Here is a 21611-nt window from a genome sequence, read left to right as displayed (position 1 = left end):
TGACAGCGGTGTTTCTTTTTTTCTTTTTTTTCTTTTTTTTCACTTTTCTTACTTTTTCTTATTTTTTTCTTAATTTTTTTACTTGACAGAGAAATCGCTTTCGATTATGGTCCTCATGGGGGGATATATCTCCTGTCAAAAACTTACAGATTCTTACAAAAACTTACAGATTTTTAAGGAGGGGGGAGAATGAAAAAGAGAATCGGGAAAAGTGTTGGGATCATTGTTGCCGTCATTTTTTTTCTGGTCAGCTTTACGAGCATCGCACCTGCGGCTGAAAAACCGATCGTCATTGGCGCGCCGCTGTCCACGGCGTTCCTCTATGGATGGGATGCGGAACGGGGCATCAGGCTGGCGGTCGAGGAAATTAATGCCGCCGGCGGTGTAAATGTGGGTGGTAAGAAACGTCCTTTCAGCGCCGAGGTGATTGATACCCGTGACCTGGAACCCAGCGTGCCCGTCAGCGATGCCCTGCTCGGTCTGGAGAAGCTCATCCTCGACAAGAACGCCGATTTTATCATCGGCGGCCCAGTCCGGTCGGAAGCTGCCCTGGCGGCCATGGACCTGCTGAATAAATATAAGAAAATCAGCATCCTGACTACCGGTTCCCTGACCCCTGCCTACCATAAGAAGGTTGCGGAAAATTACGAGAAGTACAGGTATTGCTTTCGGATATCGAGCCATGTCGGCGTAATGGCAACGGAGTTTATCACGCTGCTTTCGGACATCAAAAAAAATTACGGCTTCAACAAAGCCTATATCATGGTTCAGGATGTTGCCCATGCGCGGGGCGGCGGCGAGGCCATGAAAAAGATGATGACCGATACGGGCTGGGATGTGGTTGACATGAAGATCTTTCCCACGGGTACAACTGATTATTCCATGGCCTTAAACGATGTGGCGAAGTCGCAGGCGGACATCATCTTCTTGTGGATGGACATGCCGGAAAGCGCCATTCTGCTGAAGCAGTGGAGCGGCATGAAACTCAAAGCCCTGCCCGTAGGATTCGTCAATGCCGCTGAACAGCCCGGATTCTGGAAGGCCACCGAAGGTAAAGGAGAATTCCTCATCGTAAACCTGGTCAACGGTGGCAATGCGCCGGCAAAAATTACCCCCTGGACCATGAAATTTGTGAATGCCTACAAAAAGAGATGGGGATTGGAGCCCGAGGGGTACGGGACGTCGTCGAGCTACATGGCGGTCTACACTCTGAAGGAAGCCATTGAGAAGGCCGGCACAACTGACACCGATGCGGTCATCAAGGCGTTGGAAAACGTCAACCTCATGGGTGTCTACGGCAAGATCAGTTTTGACAAGGCGAACCACCAGGTTATCCCTTCCGACGATCCGAACCTGGGAGCGGTAACGGGAATTATCCAGTGGCAGAAGGGCAAGCGCGTGCAGATATTCCCTCCCAAAGTAGCAGAGGGGAAAGTGTTGCTGCCGCCCTGGATGAGGAAAGAAGTTGAAACAACAAAACAAAAAAGTAAGACAAAAAAATAAGACAAAAAGACAGGCGACCTTACGATGGATATAATTGTCTACGGTATCATCAACAGCGTTACCCTTTCCCTCATGTCTCTCGGGTTTACGCTGGTGTACAGTATCAGCAGGCTGCCTAATTTTGCTCACGGCGCCCTGTACATCACGGCGGGTTATGTCATCTGGCTGTTGCTGAACGGCTTGGGGTTAGGCTATGTGCCGTCCATTATTCTTGGCATAGGGTTTGCCAGCCTCATCGGCGTCCTGATGTATCGTCTGATCCTCATCCGCATCAGAGGGATGGAGATATCAGAAATCATTGCCACCTATGCCATCGGTCTGGCTATCATTGAAGGATTGCGGTGGGGCGGATTGCGAGGCACCACGTTCACGCTGCCGTCCTTCGCTTCCGGTTCTCGCGATATTCTGGGAGTGAGTGTGGATGATCAGCGAATCCTCGTGGTGGTGGTCGGTTTTGCCGTCTTTGCCTTTTTGTATCTCTTTGTCCATTTCACGAGAAATGGTTTGGCGCTGCGCGGCATAGCCCAGGATGAACGGGCCGCCATGATGCTGGGGATAGATTCGGACCGGATGGCGATCATGTCTTTTGCCATTGGCTCGGCATTAGCGGGTCTATCGGCGGCTCTTATCCTCCCGCTGGGAAATATCGTGGTGGAGGCGGGATACAGCGTGCTGGTATTTGCCATCGCCGTGAGCGTCATCGGTGGCCTGGGCAGCTGGGCAGGCGCCATTATCGCCTCTTTTCTGATCGGATTTGCCCAGATCCTGACGGAAAAATTCCTTTCTGCGCACTTCCAGATGGTGATTGCCCTCTTGGCCATCATCGTCACACTCCTGATCAAGCCATCAGGCATTCTGGGAAGGCAAAAGGAACTGGAGGAAAGGGTATAGCGTGGAAGCCCGCAGAAAAGAACGGATAGACAGGGGCATCAAGGTAAGGAGCGAGGGTATCTATGTCGTTTCTTCCCTCAAGGACATGCTCTATGTCGTCGGTCCCAGATTATTCCTGATCGTAGGGATCCTTTTACTACCCCTGATCCTCGAAATGGCGCCCTACTGGAAGCGGGTCGTCAATATCATGCTCGTCTATGGTATTCTTGCCATATCCTTTGACTTTCTGGCAAATATTGTCGGGCTGGTATGCCTCGGCGGAGCAATGTTCATTGGGGTGGGCGGTTATATGACTGCTATTTTCAATGTCTATTTGCATTTTCCGATTTACCTCGCCATCCCTTTGGCGGGTTTAACCGGAGCGTTGGTTTGCACATTCCTCCTGTTACCCTGCCTTTCCTTGCGAGGGGTATATTTTGCAATCGTCACCTTGATGTATCCATTGCTATTCACGAGAATCATCGAGGCCCTGAATATCCTTGGAGGAACCAATGGTATCACCGGGCTTGATAGCTTTCCCAATCAATATGTTGAAAATTACGTAATCGTTTTTCTGCTGCTGATTTTTGTGTTTGGCCTGAGAAGATTAATGGATGAGGATGTCGGACTGGTGTTGCAGGGAGTTAAGGACAATGACCAGTCCGTGCGGGCCTCGGGTATAAATGTAACCCATATGAAGGCGTTTGCGGTCTTTATCGCGTCGTTCATGGGGTGCCTGGCAGGCGCCTATCTGGCGCATCTGTATATGTGGGCGGGACTTTCGCTTTTTGCCCTGGATTTTTCCATCATTCCCATCGCAGCCGTGACGATTGGCGGCGGGGGATCGATGATCGGGGCGGTTATCGGCACGTTCATCCTTGTGCCGCTCTCCGAATTTTTACGCTTTTTCGGTACCTTCCGGATTGTTATCTACTGTCTGGTGTTAACGGGCTTCATTGTTTTCAAAAGTGAGGGGCTGTTGACGTATTTTGCCAGAAAATATTATCAATTCGAAAGATGGGCGAAGATATGAGCATCCTCTCGGTTGAAAATATCAGCAAGACATTCGGTGGGGTGAAGGCACTCATGTCCGTGAGCTTCAGCGTGAAAAAGGGTGAAATATATGGCATTATTGGCCCCAACGGTTCCGGCAAGACCACGCTCATCAACTGCATCACTGGCTTCATAAAACCGGAAACAGGAATAGTGAATTTTCAGGGAGTAAACATCAAGGGCTGGCCTGCCCATAAAATAGCGCGCAGCGGTATCGCACGGACCTTTCAGGTCATGCGCCCCTATTATTCTTTGCCCGCTTACAAGAACCTTATCATTCCGTTGTGGTCGCCGCGCGCCCGGATTTCAGGAGGATGGAGAGGCGGCGGCAAGCATGGCGACCGGGACACGGTTGCGGTAGATATTCTCGAAGAAATCGGTTTCGAGCGGGATTCCCGCGTTCCCTATAAATTGGCGTCCACCTTGCCGACGGGCTATCTGAAAAGGCTCGAACTGGCCAGGTGCATCGCACTCCGGCCGGAAATAATATTCTGCGACGAGGTTTTTTCCGGCCTGAGCGCCAGCGAGATTGCCGGTCTGATGCCTCTCATAGAAAAAATGAAGACGGAAGGCATGACCTTGATCATGGTGGAACACCGGTTGAAAGAGCTCTTTAGGGTAGCGGATCGCGTTATGGCCCTGCAATTCGGTGAAAAGATTGCTGAGGGTCATTACAAGGAGGTCATCGCCGATCCCCGTGTGAAAGAAGCTTACTTAGGCAGTGAAGAGGTTTAGGAATGCTGGAAGCTAAAGAGCTAATGGTGTTTTATGAAAACATGCTGGCTTTGAACAATGTCAGCATTACCGCTGAGACCGGATCGGTCATCGGTGTTTTCGGCTCCAATAGCGCAGGCAAAAGCACCCTCATGTATAACCTGTCCGGCATCATGCTGGATATTAAGAAAAAGGAGCAGATGCGGGGCGGAGAAAGGATTACGCTCTTTGGCAGTATTACCTTTGACGGGAAGGATATATCGAGTCTCCCCGCCCATAAGAGAGCAAAAGCAGGTATCGTGCTATGTCCGGAACGACGGCGGATATTCGCAGAGAGCAGCGTGCTGGAGAATTTAAAAATCGGCTCTTATCTTACCAGCGTCAAGGAACGGAAAAACAATCTCGAATACGTGTTGAGCGTCTTTCCGCGGCTTCATGAATTTCTGGGCAGGCAGGGAGGTTTTTTAAGCGGCGGCGAGCAGCAAATGCTCGCCATCGGCAGGGCACTCATGGCCAACCCGAAGGTGTTACTGCTCGATGAACCACTGCTGGGGTTGAGCCCGGTCTATCAGAAGATCGTCATCGAAGCGATCCGGGAGATCAGAAAAACCAAAGGTATAACGATTATCGTATCTGAACAATATTCGCGGCCCGTAATCCCGATAATTGATAGAGGGTATATAATCGAAAACGGTTCCAGTGTCCTGGAGGGCACAAAAGAAGAGCTTATGGACAATCCCGATGTCAAATCGGCCTATTTTGGAATTGATGAATAACATTTATGGAACTCTATCGTAACGAATGCACCTACACTCAGTTTGACGAAGCGTGCAGTAAATATCCCAACAACACCGCAATCATTTATCTTGGAGAGCGTTTCAGTTATTCCTATTTGCACGAACTGGTGGACAGATTTGCCGCCGGTCTCTTGAATGCCGGGGTGAAAACCAGAGAGAAGGTCATGCTCTTTATCCCCAACTGCCCCCAGTGGATCATCGCCAATTTTGCCATCACAAAGATCGGCGGTGCCGTGGTGCCGGTTTCACCGATTTATACTTCCTTTGAAATTGAATATATTATTAACGATGCCGAGGTGGAAACCGTCATCTGTCTCGATACGAACTACATGTACGTAAATGAGGTTCTCAGAAAGACAAACCTGAAACGCATAATCGTCACCAATCTGGTGGACCTGATTCCCTTCTGGAAAAGATATGTCGGCCACATGCTGGATCAACTTCCCAAAGGCAAGATCAAGAAGGGCAAGGAGGTTCTGTATTTTAAGGATATCCTGAAAAAAAATTGCAGTAAAGCACCCACGATTGATGTTGATCCGTGGCAGGATCTTGCCTATATCATGTATACGGGCGGTACGACCGGTTTTCCGAAGGGAGTGGCCGGCAACCACATGGGTGAGGTTTCGTATATAAAAGATATCGTGGAGAACGTTATAAAAGGGTATGTCTTTACCGGTGCAGACACCATGATCATGGTCAATCCCCTTTTTCATATCATGGCCAAGGGATTCGCCCTGGCGACTGCGCTGAACCAAGGGAATACCATGATCCTGATGCCGGTTCCGGAGGTGGATCCGATCCTGGAGGCCATCCAGAAATACAAGGTCCGCTGGATGCTCGGTGTGCCGATGTTATACCGGATGATCCTGGAAAATGACCGGATAGACCAGTATGACATCAGTTCCCTGAAATACTGCTACTGCGGCGGCGATGTTCTTCCGGGTGAAGTTTACAAAAAATGGCAGGAAAAATACCACAACGTTATTTACCAGGTCTATGGCTCCACGGAGGTGGGACATGTGGCCTACAGCCCGCTGGATAAAACGCCCAGCCCGAAGACCGTAGGATTGCCCTTAAAATCGCGAAAATGCCTGATTATTGATTCGGAAACGCTGGAACCCGTTGCTCCCGGTGAAGTCGGGGAATTGGCCGTTACCTCGGACTATACTGTCAAGAGCTACTGGAAAAAACCCGACGAAACGGCCCATGCCTATATAACGATCGGCGATGAAACCTACTACCGGATGGGCGATTTTATGCGGCTTAATGAAGATGGCGAGCTGGAATTCATGGAGCGGACCGCCGACGTCATAAAATGTAAAGGTTACCGGGTTTCCGCTTCCGAGGTCGAGGCTATCCTCCAGGATCATCCCATGGTAATTGGGTCGTGCGTCATCGGTATTCCCGACAAAAAAGTAGGGGAACGCATAAAGGCAATTGTCGTGCTGAAGCAGGATGCCAAGGGGGTCAGCAGCACTGACCTCTTGCGGTGGTGCCGTGACCGGCTCGCTTCCTACAAGGTGCCGGGCTATATCGAGTTTAGAGACATGCTGCCGAAGTCGAAGGTCGGCAAGCTGCTGCGCCGCGAAATCCGCGATGAAGAGCGCAGAAAACTCGGTGGCAGTTAGAGCGATACCCCCCTTCTGCCGCTACGTCAGAATTGCCAGAGTACTCTTTTCTTATCAGGCGGATCGTAAGATCATCTTTTCGCATGACTTCAAGTGGAACCAAATAGCACTTGACTTAATCCGTCAATGGCGGATAATAAGAGCGTCATGGAATTTATCGAAACCTCGGTGTTTACCAAACTGATTACTGAACTGTTACCTGATGACAGCTATCGCCTGTTGCAAGATTATTTGGCAAAGAATCCGCAAGCGGGCGATCTGATACCGGCAGGCGGCGGAATTCGGAAACTCCGTTTTGCTCTGCCAGGCAAGGGGAAGCGAGGCGGTGCACGACTGATATACTACTGGCAGACGTCGAAGGATAAAATATACCTGCTGCTGGCTTACGCCAAGGCAAAGAAAGAAAACCTTGAGCCGGCGCAGATAACGATACTCAAGACATTGGTAAAGGAGTTGGAACGTCATGGATGAAGAGCTTTTTGAACAACTGCATAAGAGCATGAAAGAGGCGGTTGCCATTGCCAGAGGCGATATGCAACCGTCCCGCGTATTCACTGTCAAGCCGCCGGACGTGAAAGCGGTACGGGAGAAAACCGGGCTGTCGCAGGCCATGTTTGCAACCATGATTGGTGTAAAGGTAAAGACCTTGCAGAACTGGGAGCAACACCGCCGCAATCCTACCGGCGCAGCAGCGGCCCTCCTGACAATTTTCGACCGGGAGCCGGAAACGGCAAAGAAGGCACTGCACGGAGATTCGTAATTAACAATCGGGGACGGGTTCCAATTTTATAGGATGGATGGCGATGAGTCCGCACGATAAATCATTGGTGTGGTTGCCATAATACATCCCTTTCACGATCATCGGCGCGCGCCCCACATTTTGTGGCCAAGATTTTCTGCTTATACGCCCTTCGTCAAATACAATATCTTATCAAAAAATATCAAAATCATAAAATAATCAGATATATATCATCTCCGTCAAAGACAATGCAATATCAAGCGTTTTGCAAATACCCCGTAAGTTTGGAGTGTTATTTATGCAACTTTTTGGAACAGTAGTGAATTGACGGGTTCCCGCTATGGACATTATTTGTATAGTTTCGTTAATACTATGCTCGACTGGTCAGTTTATGGGATCAAGATATTGCTTATTGGAAACACGAGTATATGCGGGTACTTACATGGGGGGCGTAATAGTATGAGTGGCGGTAGCGTGCAATTTTCTATTATATTGCCCCTACAAAAAATCGTATGAATGTCTGTGTATAAAATACGATAATAAATAAAAAATGACGGATTTCTGCTATTGATTAGATCCTATTGTGATTGTAGATAATAAATCAGACGATCATAAGTTTTTAGATAAATCATGTTTTTTTGTTGAAGGGGGGAGCAAAGATGCAGGGGGTTTCTAAGAGTCATTACAAAACATTGCCCCGGAAATTCGCTAACAATCAAAGACGGAGCAGCGTTCTAAGCGCTATTGTGCTCATCTGTATTTTTCTCTTTTTTGCTGCTCTCCGCAGTGAGTCGGCTACTCCTGCAGCTAACCAGAAAAAACTGCAACAAGACCTCTTTTCCGTTACGTTTCCGACTGAGAATGATGGGTGGGCATGTGGACGGTGGGGCAGTGTCGTTCATACTGCAGATGGCGGTAAGACATGGAGTCGCCAGGACACGGGAACAGATTATACGCTCAGTTCGATACATTTTGTGGACGAAAAAAACGGGTGGGCAGTAGGGGACGAGGGGATAATTATCAACACGAAAGACGGGGGGAAAACTTGGGCTAAGCAGAAAAGCCCTATCAGTTACTTCCTGATGGGAGTCCATTTTGCCAATGTACAGAAAGGCTGGATAGTTACTGAAAGAACGACTATCCTGCACACGAAAGACGGGGGAAAGACCTGGGTGAAGCAGTTCAGCGACCTTGACTATATCCTGAAAAGCGTTCGCTTCTGTGATGATAAAAACGGCTGGGCGGTCGGTGAGTATGGTTTTGTATATCACACAGACGATGGCGGTACATCATGGAAGAAACAAGCCGGTGAGTTCGGTATTTCGGAAGAGACGGGCGAGATAGTGGCCGGGAATTTCCTGTTTGGTGTTTTTGCTGTAAACCCGCAGACAGCATGGGCAGTTGGTATAGACGGCTATGTGACCAGAACCGTAGATGGCGGGAGAACCTGGAGCAAGGTGAATGTACCTGTGCCAAAGGTTCATCTTTACTCAGTGGTGTCGAATAAGACAGGCGCCATTGCCATTGGCGGCGATGGAGTTTTCGTATGGTCTTACAACGGAGGTAACACCTGGAAGAGCCCTGAGTTCAAACCACCTATCACGTACGGATGGCTGTATGGACTCGTACCACGCGGTGCAGCAAGTTTTGTTGCTGTGGGTTTGGACGGGGCTATCTATGTGAGCAATGGCAGCACAACACTACCGGCCTGGTCACGGGTTATGTACTGATCTATCGGGGCGTAGAAGTTTGCAACGAAGAATCATACTACATTAAGACACTGAGAGGGGCAAGAAAAATGCAGCAAGGCAATAATATGACACTGTTAGATCAATTCTGTTGGTTTTTGACACGCCACAGACTAAAGGTCTTTGTCCTTATCTTGGTCCTTACCGCTGTTTTTCTTTTTGGTGCCTTTAAGATTCGCGGGGAAGTCATCTTGTCAGATATGCTCCCCTATGATCATCCTTATCTTAAGCTTCATGCAACGTTTTCCAGAATTTTCGGCAGTGGAGGCTCAGGAGCGGTTATTGCAGTGAAGGCCAAGAGCGGCGATATCTTTAATGAAGCCACGCTGACAAAGGTGAAGAAGATGACCCAGGAGATCGAACTCTGGGACGAAGTCTACCGGGCCCTCACCGTATCCATCGCGAGCCATTCCACAAAGGTCGTTAGCACCAAGGCCAAGGGAGAGATCAGCGTTACCCCCCTCATGTTCCCCAGCGTACCGCAAACTCCCAAAGAGATGGAGCTGTTGAAGAGGAACATCTTCTCCAACCCTGCCTACAACGGGACCCTGGTGGCAAAAGATGGTACAGGAACCCTCATCTTGACTGAGTTCAAAGAAAACATCTCTTACGAAAGAGCCTTTAGGCTCCTTGATAAACTAAAAAAAGATTACAGCGACGGACAGACCACGCTCCACATCGTCGGTTATCCCGTGCTGATGGGGTGGATTTTCAATTTGAAGCCCCAGATGTACATGGTTTTCGGGATTAGCATCTTCGCTGTTGCGCTCGTGCTCATTTTAATCTTCCGCAATTTCAGCGGCATGATCTCGCCCCTCGCGAATACAGGTATACTCACTATATGGGGTCTCGGATTTATCGGATTCACCGGGATAAACTTCAACCCCCTTCTATATGTCCTTGCCTTCCTTGTCGGTTCCCGAATGATAGGGAACTCGCATCAGATCGCCTACCGCTATTTTGAGGAGCTTAACAGCAGCGGTGGTGACCGGTCCCGTGCTTGCTATGAGACCATGCGGACCATGTGGGTTCCTAACTTTGCAGCAGTGGCAGCGGATGTAGCAGGTTTTGCGGTCCTCTTTATTGCTAAAATTACCCTCATGCAACACCTCGCCGTCATTATGAGCTTCTGGATGGGCACCATCCTCTTAACTGGTTTCCTGATACCGGCAGTCTGCAGCCTCATACCCTTCAAGGTGGATAGCAGTGAATGGGCAAAGGAGACCTGCCAGATTGACTGGAAGGCGAGAATCATGATGAATATCACCAGTTTCTCCATTGCCCCCCGGACCAGGTATGTGGTGGGTACCATCATCATTGTTTTAACCGTCTTTTGTATATGGGAAATGGGTAAGCTCAAGATTGGCGATTCCACGCCTGGCTCCCCCATTTTTTATGAGAATCATACGTACAACAAAGACCAGGAGATATTGAACAAAACATTCGATGTCTCATCGGAGAACCTCATGCTCTTCTACGAAGGCCAAAAGGATTCCGTCTATGACCCGGCGGTACTCAATACCTTTGAAGGGTTCTCCCAGCACATGAAGGAAAAACTGCCGGACATCTACAAATCCGCTACCTCGATTCTTGATGTGGTGAAAATGACGAATGTCACGTATCATGATGGGGATAAGCTTTGGTACCAACTCCCCCGGAATCAGACCATGTCCACGGGTCTTATGAACATGGTGAAGCAGAATACCCCCCGGAGCTCCTTCGAGCGTTTTCTGGACACTACCGGTGAGCGTGCGCAAATCACGCTCTTCTTCGCCGATCACACGTCAGAAAACCTCCTTCGCATCCGTGACGCTGCATACGACTTTTTCAAGACGCGGCCGATGAAGATTGAAAAAGGGGAATTCAAGCTTGCCGGCGGGAGGATCGGTATGGAGATTGCGGTAAACGAGGAGATGAAGCGGTCCCATATCATAATAGACATCGCTGTCTATATGGGAATTTTTCTCCTCTGCGCATTATCCTACAGGTCTATTGTAGCCGGCCTCATGCTCACCCTTCCCTTGATCCTCGCGAACGCCATGTCCTTCACCTATATGTCCATGAGGAATATCGGTCTTTCCATCAATACCCTCCCTATCGCTGCAATAGGCGCCGGGGTTGGTGTTGATTTCGCGATTTACCTTTATAGTCGCTGTATCGAGGAGTTTCCTCTCCAGAAAGGGGATTGGGTGGGAACCATTACCCAGTCCATCTGTACCTGTGGCAAGGCTGTCGTCTACACGGGGATAACGGTTATATTGCCGATCCTTACCTGGTACTTCTTTTCGGACATGAAGTTTCAGGCAGAGGTAGGCTTTTTCCTCTCGCTCATCATGGCAGCCAACGTGTTGCTCAGTCTCACGTTACATCCTTTGATGATCTGGATAATAAAGCCAAAGTTTATTAGCAGAAATTTTGTCGAACAGGTAGTTGTACAGGCAACGGAAAGGGTAGCAAACAAAGGTTAGTTGGAGATGTTCGCTTGAAGGAATAACAAAACTTGTAGTTAAAAAGGGAGGCGTATTATGAGAAAATGGTTTTGTATTCAAGGAAAAGATTGGGGCATTTACGGGCTGGTTGCTGCTGTCTTGTTTACGATTGCGTTATGTTTTACCAGCCCGGCTTCTGCAATAGATACCGAACTGGGGGGCAAGCGCTTAAGCTTTCAGGGTATTATCAAACAGGGCGTAGCTTATGGGATTACCGAAGATCAGTACGACACGAAAAAGGGTATTCAATCGTTGCTTACACAAATAATATTGGAGACAAAATATGATCCGCACCCGGATATAAGCTTATTCGTGAGCGGTAAATTCAATGCCGACCAGGCATACCCGGTCTTCTCCAATAATGATGAATGGCAGGCGAAGGGATTCGACAAGTCCCGGGATCGCCTCTACGTTTTGGATAATTGGCAGGATGTACTCGGTGAGGCCCATGTTACTGTGAAAAAAGGAGACTTTTACGTACGGGCAGGGAAACAGATAGTGGGCTGGGGAGAAACTGACGGGTTCCGGCTCATGGATCAGATTAACCCCACTGATGCGAGGCGGGGAATAACGGATGTCGAGTATGAGAACTCAATCGTCCCGATATTCCTTCTCAGGACAGAGTACCGCCCGCCAACAAGACCAGATTGGCTGCAGGACCTGAACTTTCAGTTTGTCTTTAACCCTAATGCGCAGTTTCGCGGAAATCAAGGGCCCGTACCTGGCAATGATACAGCAGGCATCTGGGCGCCAAGGGTAGACATTCCGCTTGGCGGTCCCTACCCGGCCGATTATGCACATCTCGGTTCTTTAGCGTCCAACATTGAGAAGCCGGGCAATTTTAGCCAGGACGGATTTGCCTATGCAGGAAGAATAACGGCGAACCTATTCGATGCGCGAGTTTCTTTGAATGGCTATTACGGGCGCAGTTTTGACGCTGTTACCACGAATGTTGCCGCCCCCCCGGGCATGGCTACTTCGGCTTGGGACAACCGGATGATCATGTCTCCGGCAGTCGAGGGTTACTACCCATTATTCAAATTTGTGGGCGCCACATTCACAAGGGATATCACCCCTTTGAAGGCGAGTTTCCTGGGTGGTGTATCCCCGGTCCTGCGGCTCGAAACGTTCTATGCCTTCAAAAGCACATTCACGACAAACAGCAACACGTTTGAGACGTTTGATGAAACCCGTGCTGCTGTAGGCCTGGACTGGAAAGTGAAGATACCTCTCCTCAACGATAAGTCAGGTTTTGCATTATCCGGGCAAGTCTATGACCAGAGGATTATGGACTATCCAACGGGAGGTCTGGTTGGTGTGGACGAAAACAACTGGAAAACTACTCTCAGTATAAGCACTGCGTATTTTAATGCCAAGCTGCAGCCTTCGGTTTTCTGGTTGCGGGACTATACGAATAAGTCGGAATTTTTCAGGTATCAGTTGGTATGGAGTCACAGCGACGCGTGGAAATACACCCTGGGGGTCCTCAACGTGAAATGGAATAAAGAAGGTGTGGGATTCGAGCCCCTCAAGGATAAAGACCATATATACTTCAATGTTGCATACAAATTCTAAGTAGTTATGAAAGGGGGTCTAAGTATGAAATACTTTCTAAGATTTATCCAACGATACATGGCATTATTGGCGTTAGCTTTTCTTGCCGGGTTATTTGTCCCAGCGGCTGCACCGGCTTGGGAACCACCGGATCCGAAGACGTATCTGATGAATTATGCTGAACTTGAAAAGACGAAGGCGTATTACGACGATCCGAGGTCGCTCATGGAGGGCAAGTATTCTTTAAAAAGCATCCTGCCCAAAGAACTATACGAGAAACTCGTATTTCCTATGGACGAGATGAAGAAAGAATGGGCTGGGATAGTAGGGTTCAAGGCTCCGGATGTGGTAGGTAAAAAGGCGCCGGAGGTCAAGCCAGGAAAATATACCTATAAAGATCTGGAAAAGTATCCCGGTTTCAAGGAACTGTTCGGGACGGTATTGGGGAGCCGGCTCAAGCCAGGCGGACCACCGTTTGCCGGTAACGTAGCAGAGTTCGAGATTGTTCCTACGGTACAGTGGTACCATTCCCTGCCAGTCTCTAAGGCAACCAAAGAGAACAGTTCCAAAATAAAGGTTGATAGCAAGGGCTATCTAACGCCCACGAGCTGGGAGGGGGGATATCCCTTTCCAAGACCATCGGGGCCGCATAAAGCGCTGCAAATTATGTACAACGTTGAAAAAAGATATTTGAGTTGGGACGGAAGTTTTGTTCTTTTTAACCGATACAAAGGCTATCGAAAGGACTTGTCAGAGGATTATGACGGCGGTGGCCAAGTCCGTCACCTGAAGCTGGGAGGGCGGCTTGCACTGGAACCATATGGCTGGCTCGATGAACGGGCAAAAAAGCGGGGAGAGATAAAAACGTTCGTAATGGATTTTCTCAAACCAAGGGATTCTGTGGGCACCGCGATGTCAGCCCTTTACTATTTAGACTCCAATAAAGCAGATCAGCTCATGGCGTATGTGCCACAGCTCAGACGTGTCCGCATGTTGAGTTCCTCCGATAGCCAGGATCCGGTCCAAGGTCAGGATCTGATATACGATGATAGCGAGGGGTTCCTGCAGAAACTTTCCCCCACCATCTACCCCTATGAGTGGAAGGTTCTTGAGGAAACGGAGCTCCTGTTACAGGTTTTTGACGGTACGGAATATGTTACAAAAAAAGGACTGGAAATGCGGAATGTCAAATTTATGCGACGGCCCGTATATGTCATAGAGGGCAGGCAGTTGGACAAAAATTATGTATACAGCAAGCGCGTCTTCATCGTGGATAGAGAAAATTTCCTGTTTTACGAAATCTCGAATTACGACCAAAAAGGCAGACTTTATAGGACCTTTCAGGGCGGCTATGAGTTTGAGCCTGACATGGGTGTCTTCCATCTTGGCGGTGTCTTAAATCTCATGAAAGATCATGTTGATCTTCACAGCAACATAGTATGGCAATACCAGATCCCAGCCTTCTGGGGCAGAAAAGGCGTTTCGCTGGAGCAGTACATGGGTGCAAAGTAAAGGACGCAAAGAGCATAATTAGTAGAAGTGGTTGGTAAAGATTGATAGGGACCTAAGGCGCTTGTGGTGATAGAATTTCTCGCAAGTTGATAATCGAAATAGATTAAAGGATGGAGGCAGGATATGTCAGGAATGTTTGAAGAAAAAGTAGCATTGGTGACAGGAAGTGCTTCAGGTATTGGCAGGGCAACCGCGATAGCCTTTGCCCGCGAAGGAGCCAAGGTCTGTGTTGCCGATGTGGATATCCAGGGCGGCGAGGAAACGGCCCAGCTTATTAAAAGAGCAGGTGGGAACGCCATCTTCATAAAGTGCGATGTTTCAAAAGCGTCGGACGTTGAGGCGATGGTGCAAAAGACGGTTGATACCTATGCCCGTCTGGATTGTGCGTTCAATAATGCAGGCGTTGGAGTGGTGGTACCTACTGTAGAGTGCACGGAAGAACAATGGGACTTAACCATGAACGTTAACCTGAAGGGCGTGTGGCTCTGCATGAAGTACGAAATCCCGTGGATTGCTAAGCAGGGAGGGGGTGCGATCGTAAACACTGCCTCCGCTGCCGGCCTCATTTGCATACAGGGTCACAGCCCCTACACAGCGAGCAAGACGGGTGTGATCGCACTCACGAAGGTTGCTGCCCTGGATTGCGCGTCTGCAAAGATACGAGTAAATGCCGTTTGCCCCGGGGCGGTTCTTACCCCGATGCTCGAACCCCTTAAGGACATTGACCCCATCGCATGGAATTTCCTTCAGAAGACAACACCCTTGGGGCGGTTTGCGATGCCGGAAGAAATCGCGGAGGCCGTCGTCTGGCTTTGTTCGGATAAGGCTTCCTATATTACGGGCGTAGCATTGCCTGTTGATGGAGGCGTTGTGTCGGGCCTATTGAAGCAGGTACCGGGGTAGAAGAGGACTGTAGAATTTCCAGCGCAGTAGGAGAGGCGCGTGCCATGTAGAAGCAACAGATAAAGGACTGGAGGTGTTTTCTGTGAAACCAATCGTAGATGTCCATTGCCATGTAGTCGGTCATGAAGGGATGATGTCGGAAGCGATACGTGATGCTTTCGCAAGACTTCTGCCCGTCAGTTTCGGTCTCCCCACCCCTGACGTGCTGCTTGAACAGATGGACAAGGCCGGGGTCCAATATGCTGTTCTTCAGGCCTATGACCTGCAGGCGGCAGGCCTCAACATCCCTAACGAGTTTGTTGCCGAGACCATAAAAAAATATCCCGACCGGTTCATCTGCGGCTACGCAAGTATTGATCCCATTAAGAGGGGCGTTAAGAACGCAGTCGCCATGCTTGACGAGGCTTACGCCATGGGGCTGCGAGGCCTCAAGCTTCATCCTGTCTGCATGGAGCTCTTCCCGAACGACAAGAGAATCTATCCCCTTTACGAGAAGTGCATCGAGTACAACATCCCCGTTGGATACCACATACAGCCGGCTCCGATTCCCGGTTTGCGGCTTCAGTTCTGTAACATTGTGCCGATTGACGAATTAGCCCATGATCTACCTGAGCTGAAAATCCAAATCTGCCATTTTGGGAGATATCCCTATCCGCCTGATGTATTTGACCTCATGTGTTGTATGCAATCACATGCCAATGTTTGGACGGACACATCCGCTCCCTTCCCCATGACGAAAGAGGGGATTCTCAACACGCTTAGATGGGTAAAACAGCTTGGCCTTACCAATAAGACAATGTTCGGGACGGATTTCCCTGTCCAGCCACAGAGTTGGTGGGTAGAGTGCGTTGAGCAGGTTGGTTTCACAGAAGAAGAGAAATCCCACGTAATGGGCGAGAATGCATTGAGATTTGTAGGGAGAGCGGACTTGCTTGCCGGCAGTTAGCGGCTTGTTACAGAGAAACTTAAGAAGGAGGATTTCAAAATGCAGGTAGGATACGAGACCGTCGTCGGTCTTTGGCCGGAGAAGGTATTGAAGAGGCGTGATTTTGCATACCTCGAAAAAGTGATCCCGGCAGAGCAAAGGAATGTACTGGGAATGCCTGACGAAGTACGAAGGGTTGAACATAGAGATGGCTCAGAAATCTTGGGCGAGAGAGCAGCTCGAAAAGCGCTGGAGTCTGCCGGACTAAAGCCAAACGATATTGACTGCATTATAGCTGAGAACTGTGGGGGAAAATATGCCTTACCGGGCGTCGGTTGTTCGATTCACCAGAGGTTGGGTTTTCCAAGTGAGGTGCCCGTATTCGATGTTAGACAGGGAGGGGCAAGCTTCCCAGAGTCCAGCCACCTTGCGTGGTGCCTGGTTCTGAGCGGACAATATAGGCGGGTCCTCGTTGTGATGGTGGCTGCAGTGAGCATTGGCGGCCTTGACAAAACGAGCCCAACCGCTATGTCAATAAGCGATGGTGCTGCGGCCGCAGTCGTGTCGTCGCAAAACTTGAAGTGCGAGTTTCTCGCACACGGTGCACGGACTGAAAGCATCATATACGATGATTGTGTCGTAATCATGCGGGCTGCCGAACATCCTGAATTACTTAAGGAAGGTGAAAGAAAATTTGGTCTGTATGTTACTCTCACTTCTCAGTTTATCGAACACCAAATGAAGATAGCAAAGGACTATGTGCGCGACACCCTGGAAAGGGCCGCCAAAAAGATAAACATGGAGCTTTCGGATCTGGATTTCGTTATTGCCCATCAAGCGAGTCTGCCGCTCATGCGCATGTGGATGGTGGGAATGGAAGAGGCTGGCGTAAGTCGTACAAAGTGGAAGGAGACCTATCAGAGGTTTGGGGGCGCCCTTAACGTGGATGTGGGGGCAAATCTGGCAGAACTTTGGCAGGAAGGCGGACTGAAGAAGGGTTCGCTGGTTGGTCTCTTCGGGCCCGGGGCTGGAGGGCACACATCCGGCCTGATTCTGAGATGGTTGGTTTAGAGTCTGACACAAAAAGGAGGCTATATGATATTTCCGCTCTTAAGAGGGAAATGCATGGCAAATAATAAGGCAGACAAACCAGTAGTGCCCACGCTCATATTACTTGTTTTATCCTTGTTCTTGCTCCTAATCAATGGATCCCTTCTGCGGGCATCCGACGAGGGCACCGGAAAGGTAAGCACACCCTTCGAATATAAGGGGTATTCGTTTCCGGTCTATAGGAATTACACAAGATCATCCCAGTATGTGTCTATGTTTGATGGCACCAAGATTGCCACGGATGTCTATCTGCCGAAGGAAGGACCAGGCAATGCCTCGTTTCCCGTGTTGTTAGCGTACCACCCGTATTATCGGATGAACATTGATCCCGAAAATGGTCAACTCAAGAATCAAGTGATGGCTCCGGAGGGGTTCATCAAGTATTTTACGTCCCATGGATATGGAATAGTTGTTGCCGATATGCGCGGGAGCGGTGCCTCATTTGGCTCCCGTCTTGACATGAGCCCACAGCTCGGGATGGACGGCAAACAGATCATAGACTGGATCGAGACGCAACCATGGTGCAATGGGAATGTGGGTATGTACGGGGCATCCTATGGAGGGTGGTCCCAATTTGCCGTCGCTGCACAAAAGCCGAGAGCCCTTAAGGCTATCATGCCGGAAATAATCGGCTTTGATTCCTTTGAGTGTGGCCTGTATTACTGTGGAGGTATATTCAGCAGCAGGTTCCTTGAAATGCTGGGCGGGGTGTTTCACCTTTACGACATGGCAGTATACCTTCCAGAGACCAGGGGAACCCCGCAACCAAAGTTGCCACCCGCACCGGTGGTTGATGAAGACGGGGACGGTGACCTTGCCGACGAGATACCTCTCTATAATTCCGAAAAGTCTTTCTTGAATAGCCCCCCAGTGTACCGTGACGGAAAGAAACGCCAGGGTATTTACTACAACGCCATAAAAGAACATCTCAGCAATCTTGATATAAGAAAATGGGTTCCAGCCTCGCCATATAGGAATTCCCGCATCGCGGGCACTAGGTACGCCTGGACGGACATCGGGCCAAATGATTGGCCTATGAAGATTGCCGAGTCCGGCATCGCAATATACAACATGGGCGGCTGGTTTGATTTTTTTACCAAGGGGACTACACAGTGGCATGCCACATTGAATGCAACAAATCCCTCGCGGATGATGATGCAACCGCTCACTCATAATGCCGTAGACATCGGTACAGATCCAGGACCCGTGCCATACCCAAAATATTTCGGAGATGATGTAGAAGCCTTCATTAGCGGGAAAATGAAGGAACGGCTTCGGTTTTTCGACCGGTACCTGAAGGGAATCAGGAATGGGATTGATGATGATCAACGGGTGCTTATCTATGTAATGAACGGAGGCGGCTGGCGATCTGAGAAGGAGTGGCCTCTTGCAAGGCAGGTGGTGATCCCCTACTATTTTGAAAAAGGAAATAGTCTTGTCAGAACAACAATGAGCGATGGGTTAGACCTGTTCAGGGCTGATTTGACTCATGATACACGGTCAGGCCCCCAAGGAAACAGCAGGTGGATGGCAGGGTGGCAGGGTGATGAAATACTGAAAGGAGTGTGCAAAGAACCACAGTGCCTGTCCTATACATCGGAGTTTCTGAAAGTTGATACAGAGGTAACGGGCCATCCGATTGTCCGATTATGGGTATCCTCAACAGCGAATGACGGCGATTTCTACGTGTACCTCGAGGATATAGACGAGAAGGGAGAATCCTCCTATATTACCGAGGGCAAGCTGCGCGCCGGGTTTGCCAAACTCGTTCCCCAGGAAGAGATGCTACCTCCTGGCAAACGGTTGCCGGTGCTTCCCGAGCTACCCTATCACGGTTTCCGTGATACAGACTACAATGGAGGAATTTTCGCAGGCGGCAAGAAGGTAGAACTCGTCCTTGATCTGCAACCCACCTCCTGGGTATTCAAGAAGGGTCACAGAATGCGGGTCTCTATCGCATGTGCGGACTGGCCCACGTATGATCTGCACCCCGCGCTATCTCCAAAGAACGACCCGAAAGACCCGGAAAACATCATACCGGCCATAACCGTTTACCATGATGCCCAGCATCCTTCCCGTATTGAACTTCCTATAATACCGCCGGAAAGATGAGTTCGACTATCACCGCGATAACAGAGGATTGGGGCCCTCACAAATGAATTTAGGAATTACTTACTCTGCAACCAGAACAGAGATCAACAGGGGCAAACTTATATTATGAGGATTATCGCTCTCATGGATGCTGGTAAGGGATTTCAAAACCAGGAGTACAGGAGATATCTCAGAAAATGGAGGAGGTATGTATGACGGATAAACAAGAGCTTAAAGAAACATTAAAACTCGGAACAGTGGCCCAGGTCGGCTGTGTAGTCCGGAACGTTTCCGAGACTATCAGGAACTATGAAGAGATTATCGGTATCGGACCTTTTATGACCTTAGACTTTAAGCCGGAAAAGGGCTTTATCAAGGGGCGCAGAAGCGATGATATGGTCTTGAAGATCGGTATCGCCCAATTAACGCCGGAGTTATCTCTGGAACTCATAGAGGTTGTAACGGGCGATCCCTACCATAAAGACTTTCTTGAAAAACACGGTGAAGGCGTTCAGCATCTCGGTTTCATCACTTATGACTACGATGGTGTCTTAGCAAGAGCAGAGAAACTAAATATTCCTGTGCTCATGTGGGCAGAGACGGATGTCCCCGGAATGGGTCATGTCCGTGCAGCATATCTCGATACATACGAAAAAGTGGGCGTCCTCTTCGAAGTCATAGAAGTTACGCCACCATAAAAGGAACAAATTTATTTCACAAAATAGTCATCAGTTTAGGATTCCAAATAGCCATTGACAAGCAAAAAAGGGCACCCTATACCCACGGTGGATTTGTTCTCCGCACAAGTGCCTGATTTTACTTGTGTGACTAAATTAGCGAATTTGCTATTTTCCGCCCTATCAATCGGGTATTCATCAATGGCGAAAGGGAGATTGGGTGGGAAGGATGCCGAGGGACGTGTAAAGAACAATGAGGATACGTGTGCGGCTGTTCGGTCTATTGGCTATCCACTCCGGAGACGACGACAAAAGCATATTGGAACTCGAAGTAAGCCAAGGAACAGCATATCAGGATGTGGCAGCCAAGCTCAACCTCCCTGCGGGGGGGGCTTTTATGTTCGGTGTGGATATTGAAGAGACCTGCCGAGTTCGTGCAGGATGGCGACGAGGTACAGATATTTACGCCTCTGGCAGGGGGATGAATCAAAAATAGTAAGGAGGAGACGATGAGAAAAATACTTCGGGTTGATTTGGCGCACCAGCAGTATCGGTATGAGGACATACCACCGCTCTATGCGAACCTTGGCGGGCGGGCTCTTATATCGAAGATTATCAGCGAAGAGGTGGCTGGCACCGCTGATGCCTTGGGAAAAGATAATAAGCTTGTCTTTGCCGCAGGCATCCTTGCCGGCACCGTTGCACCTAATAACGGTCGTCTCTCTGTCGGGGCAAAGAGCCCACTGACCAACGGTATAAAGGAAGCCAACGCAGGAGGGGCTGCTGCCCAGATGCTTGCGAGGCTTGGTATCCAAGGAATTGTCGTCGAAGGGGTTTCGAATGACCTAATAATGCTGAAGGTCACCAAGGATGGCGTGATCTTCATGCCCGCTGTGAGCTTCAAGGGTATGGGGAATTACGCCTTGATCGAAAAGCTAAAAACCGACTATGGCGACGGAGTAACTGTTATCAGTATCGGCCCCGGTGGTGAGAGCCTCATGAAGGCTGCCTCCGTAGCGGTCACATCATCCGACTTCAAGATCAGGATGGCTGCACGCGGTGGACTCGGGGCAGTTATGGGCTCCAAGAATCTGAAAGTCCTTATCATCGATGATACTGGCGCAGCGGGTGTCGAGGTAGCTGATGCGGCGAAACTGAAAGAAGCAGCCGGTAACCTCTCGAAAGGCATCCTCACCCATCCACTCATGGAAGGACTGAAGCAGTTGGGCACCCCGCTGCTGGTCAATATGATTAATGGGGCTGGCGCACTTCCGACAAAAAATTACTCCCTGGGCCAA

19 protein-coding genes are annotated in these 21611 nt (G+C 49.4%); all 19 read left to right on the top strand.

The features are described 5' to 3' along the window. Nucleotides 1-189: 189 nt before the first annotated feature. Nucleotides 190-1503: an ABC transporter substrate-binding protein gene (locus NT140_08825; GenBank protein ID MCX5831974.1), complete on the top strand. Its 1314-nt coding sequence runs from the start codon at nt 190-192 to the stop codon at nt 1501-1503. Nucleotides 1504-1527: 24 nt separating this feature from the next. Then, the gene (locus NT140_08820) at nt 1528-2394 is read left to right on the top strand and encodes a branched-chain amino acid ABC transporter permease (protein ID MCX5831973.1); all 867 of its coding nucleotides are present in this window, start codon (nt 1528-1530) and stop codon (nt 2392-2394) included. Nucleotide 2395: 1 nt separating this feature from the next. Next, nucleotides 2396-3406: a branched-chain amino acid ABC transporter permease gene (locus tag NT140_08815; GenBank protein MCX5831972.1), complete on the top strand. Its 1011-nt coding sequence runs from the start codon at nt 2396-2398 to the stop codon at nt 3404-3406. Then, nucleotides 3403-4161 carry an ABC transporter ATP-binding protein gene (locus NT140_08810; GenBank protein ID MCX5831971.1) on the top strand — a complete coding sequence of 253 codons (759 nt, stop codon included), beginning with the start codon at nt 3403-3405 and terminating at the stop codon, nt 4159-4161. The genes NT140_08815 and NT140_08810 overlap by 4 nt, the downstream gene beginning before the upstream one ends. Before the next feature lie 2 nt (nt 4162-4163). Then, nucleotides 4164-4916: an ABC transporter ATP-binding protein gene (locus NT140_08805; GenBank protein ID MCX5831970.1), complete on the top strand. Its 753-nt coding sequence runs from the start codon at nt 4164-4166 to the stop codon at nt 4914-4916. A 5-nt stretch (nt 4917-4921) separates the two neighbouring features. Next, nucleotides 4922-6565: a class I adenylate-forming enzyme family protein gene (locus NT140_08800; GenBank protein MCX5831969.1), complete on the top strand. Its 1644-nt coding sequence runs from the start codon at nt 4922-4924 to the stop codon at nt 6563-6565. Nucleotides 6566-6712: 147 nt separating this feature from the next. Next, nucleotides 6713-7036, top strand: coding sequence for a type II toxin-antitoxin system RelE/ParE family toxin (locus tag NT140_08795; protein ID MCX5831968.1), 324 nt, complete (start codon nt 6713-6715; stop codon nt 7034-7036). Then, nucleotides 7029-7325: a NadS family protein gene (nadS, locus tag NT140_08790; GenBank protein MCX5831967.1), complete on the top strand. Its 297-nt coding sequence runs from the start codon at nt 7029-7031 to the stop codon at nt 7323-7325. Before NT140_08795 ends, nadS begins: the two co-directional genes overlap by 8 nt. A 638-nt stretch (nt 7326-7963) precedes the next feature. Further along, nucleotides 7964-9034 carry a YCF48-related protein gene (locus NT140_08785; protein ID MCX5831966.1) on the top strand — a complete coding sequence of 357 codons (1071 nt, stop codon included), beginning with the start codon at nt 7964-7966 and terminating at the stop codon, nt 9032-9034. 218 nt (nt 9035-9252) lie between these two features. Further along, nucleotides 9253-11520 carry an MMPL family transporter gene (locus NT140_08780; GenBank protein MCX5831965.1) on the top strand — a complete coding sequence of 756 codons (2268 nt, stop codon included), beginning with the start codon at nt 9253-9255 and terminating at the stop codon, nt 11518-11520. A 57-nt stretch (nt 11521-11577) separates the two neighbouring features. Continuing rightward, entirely contained in the window at nt 11578-13116 is a 1539-nt protein-coding gene (locus tag NT140_08775; GenBank protein ID MCX5831964.1) for a hypothetical protein, read from the top strand. A 24-nt stretch (nt 13117-13140) separates the two neighbouring features. Then, nucleotides 13141-14607, top strand: a complete 1467-nt coding sequence (locus NT140_08770) for a DUF1329 domain-containing protein (GenBank protein MCX5831963.1) — start codon at nt 13141-13143, stop codon at nt 14605-14607. A 123-nt stretch (nt 14608-14730) separates the two neighbouring features. After that, nucleotides 14731-15510: an SDR family oxidoreductase gene (locus NT140_08765; protein ID MCX5831962.1), complete on the top strand. Its 780-nt coding sequence runs from the start codon at nt 14731-14733 to the stop codon at nt 15508-15510. An 82-nt stretch (nt 15511-15592) separates the two neighbouring features. Further along, the gene (locus NT140_08760) at nt 15593-16456 is read left to right on the top strand and encodes an amidohydrolase family protein (protein ID MCX5831961.1); all 864 of its coding nucleotides are present in this window, start codon (nt 15593-15595) and stop codon (nt 16454-16456) included. A gap of 39 nt (nt 16457-16495) precedes the next feature. Continuing rightward, nucleotides 16496-17506 carry a hypothetical protein gene (locus NT140_08755; protein ID MCX5831960.1) on the top strand — a complete coding sequence of 337 codons (1011 nt, stop codon included), beginning with the start codon at nt 16496-16498 and terminating at the stop codon, nt 17504-17506. Nucleotides 17507-17560: 54 nt separating this feature from the next. Beyond that, nucleotides 17561-19657: a CocE/NonD family hydrolase gene (locus NT140_08750; GenBank protein ID MCX5831959.1), complete on the top strand. Its 2097-nt coding sequence runs from the start codon at nt 17561-17563 to the stop codon at nt 19655-19657. Nucleotides 19658-19848: 191 nt separating this feature from the next. Continuing rightward, nucleotides 19849-20334 (top strand): VOC family protein, encoded by a 486-nt coding sequence (locus NT140_08745; protein MCX5831958.1) that lies wholly within the window; start codon nt 19849-19851, stop codon nt 20332-20334. Nucleotides 20335-20566: 232 nt separating this feature from the next. Then, entirely contained in the window at nt 20567-20809 is a 243-nt protein-coding gene (locus tag NT140_08740; protein ID MCX5831957.1) for a hypothetical protein, read from the top strand. 13 nt (nt 20810-20822) lie between these two features. Beyond that, on the top strand, nt 20823-21611 hold a 789-nt coding region (locus tag NT140_08735; protein MCX5831956.1), incomplete at its 3' end, for an aldehyde ferredoxin oxidoreductase.

The sequence above is a fragment of the Deltaproteobacteria bacterium genome (assembly GCA_026388415.1).
GTDB lineage: Bacteria > Desulfobacterota > Syntrophia > Syntrophales > JACQWR01 > JAPLJV01.
This window is presented reverse-complemented; position numbering and strand designations above follow the sequence as displayed.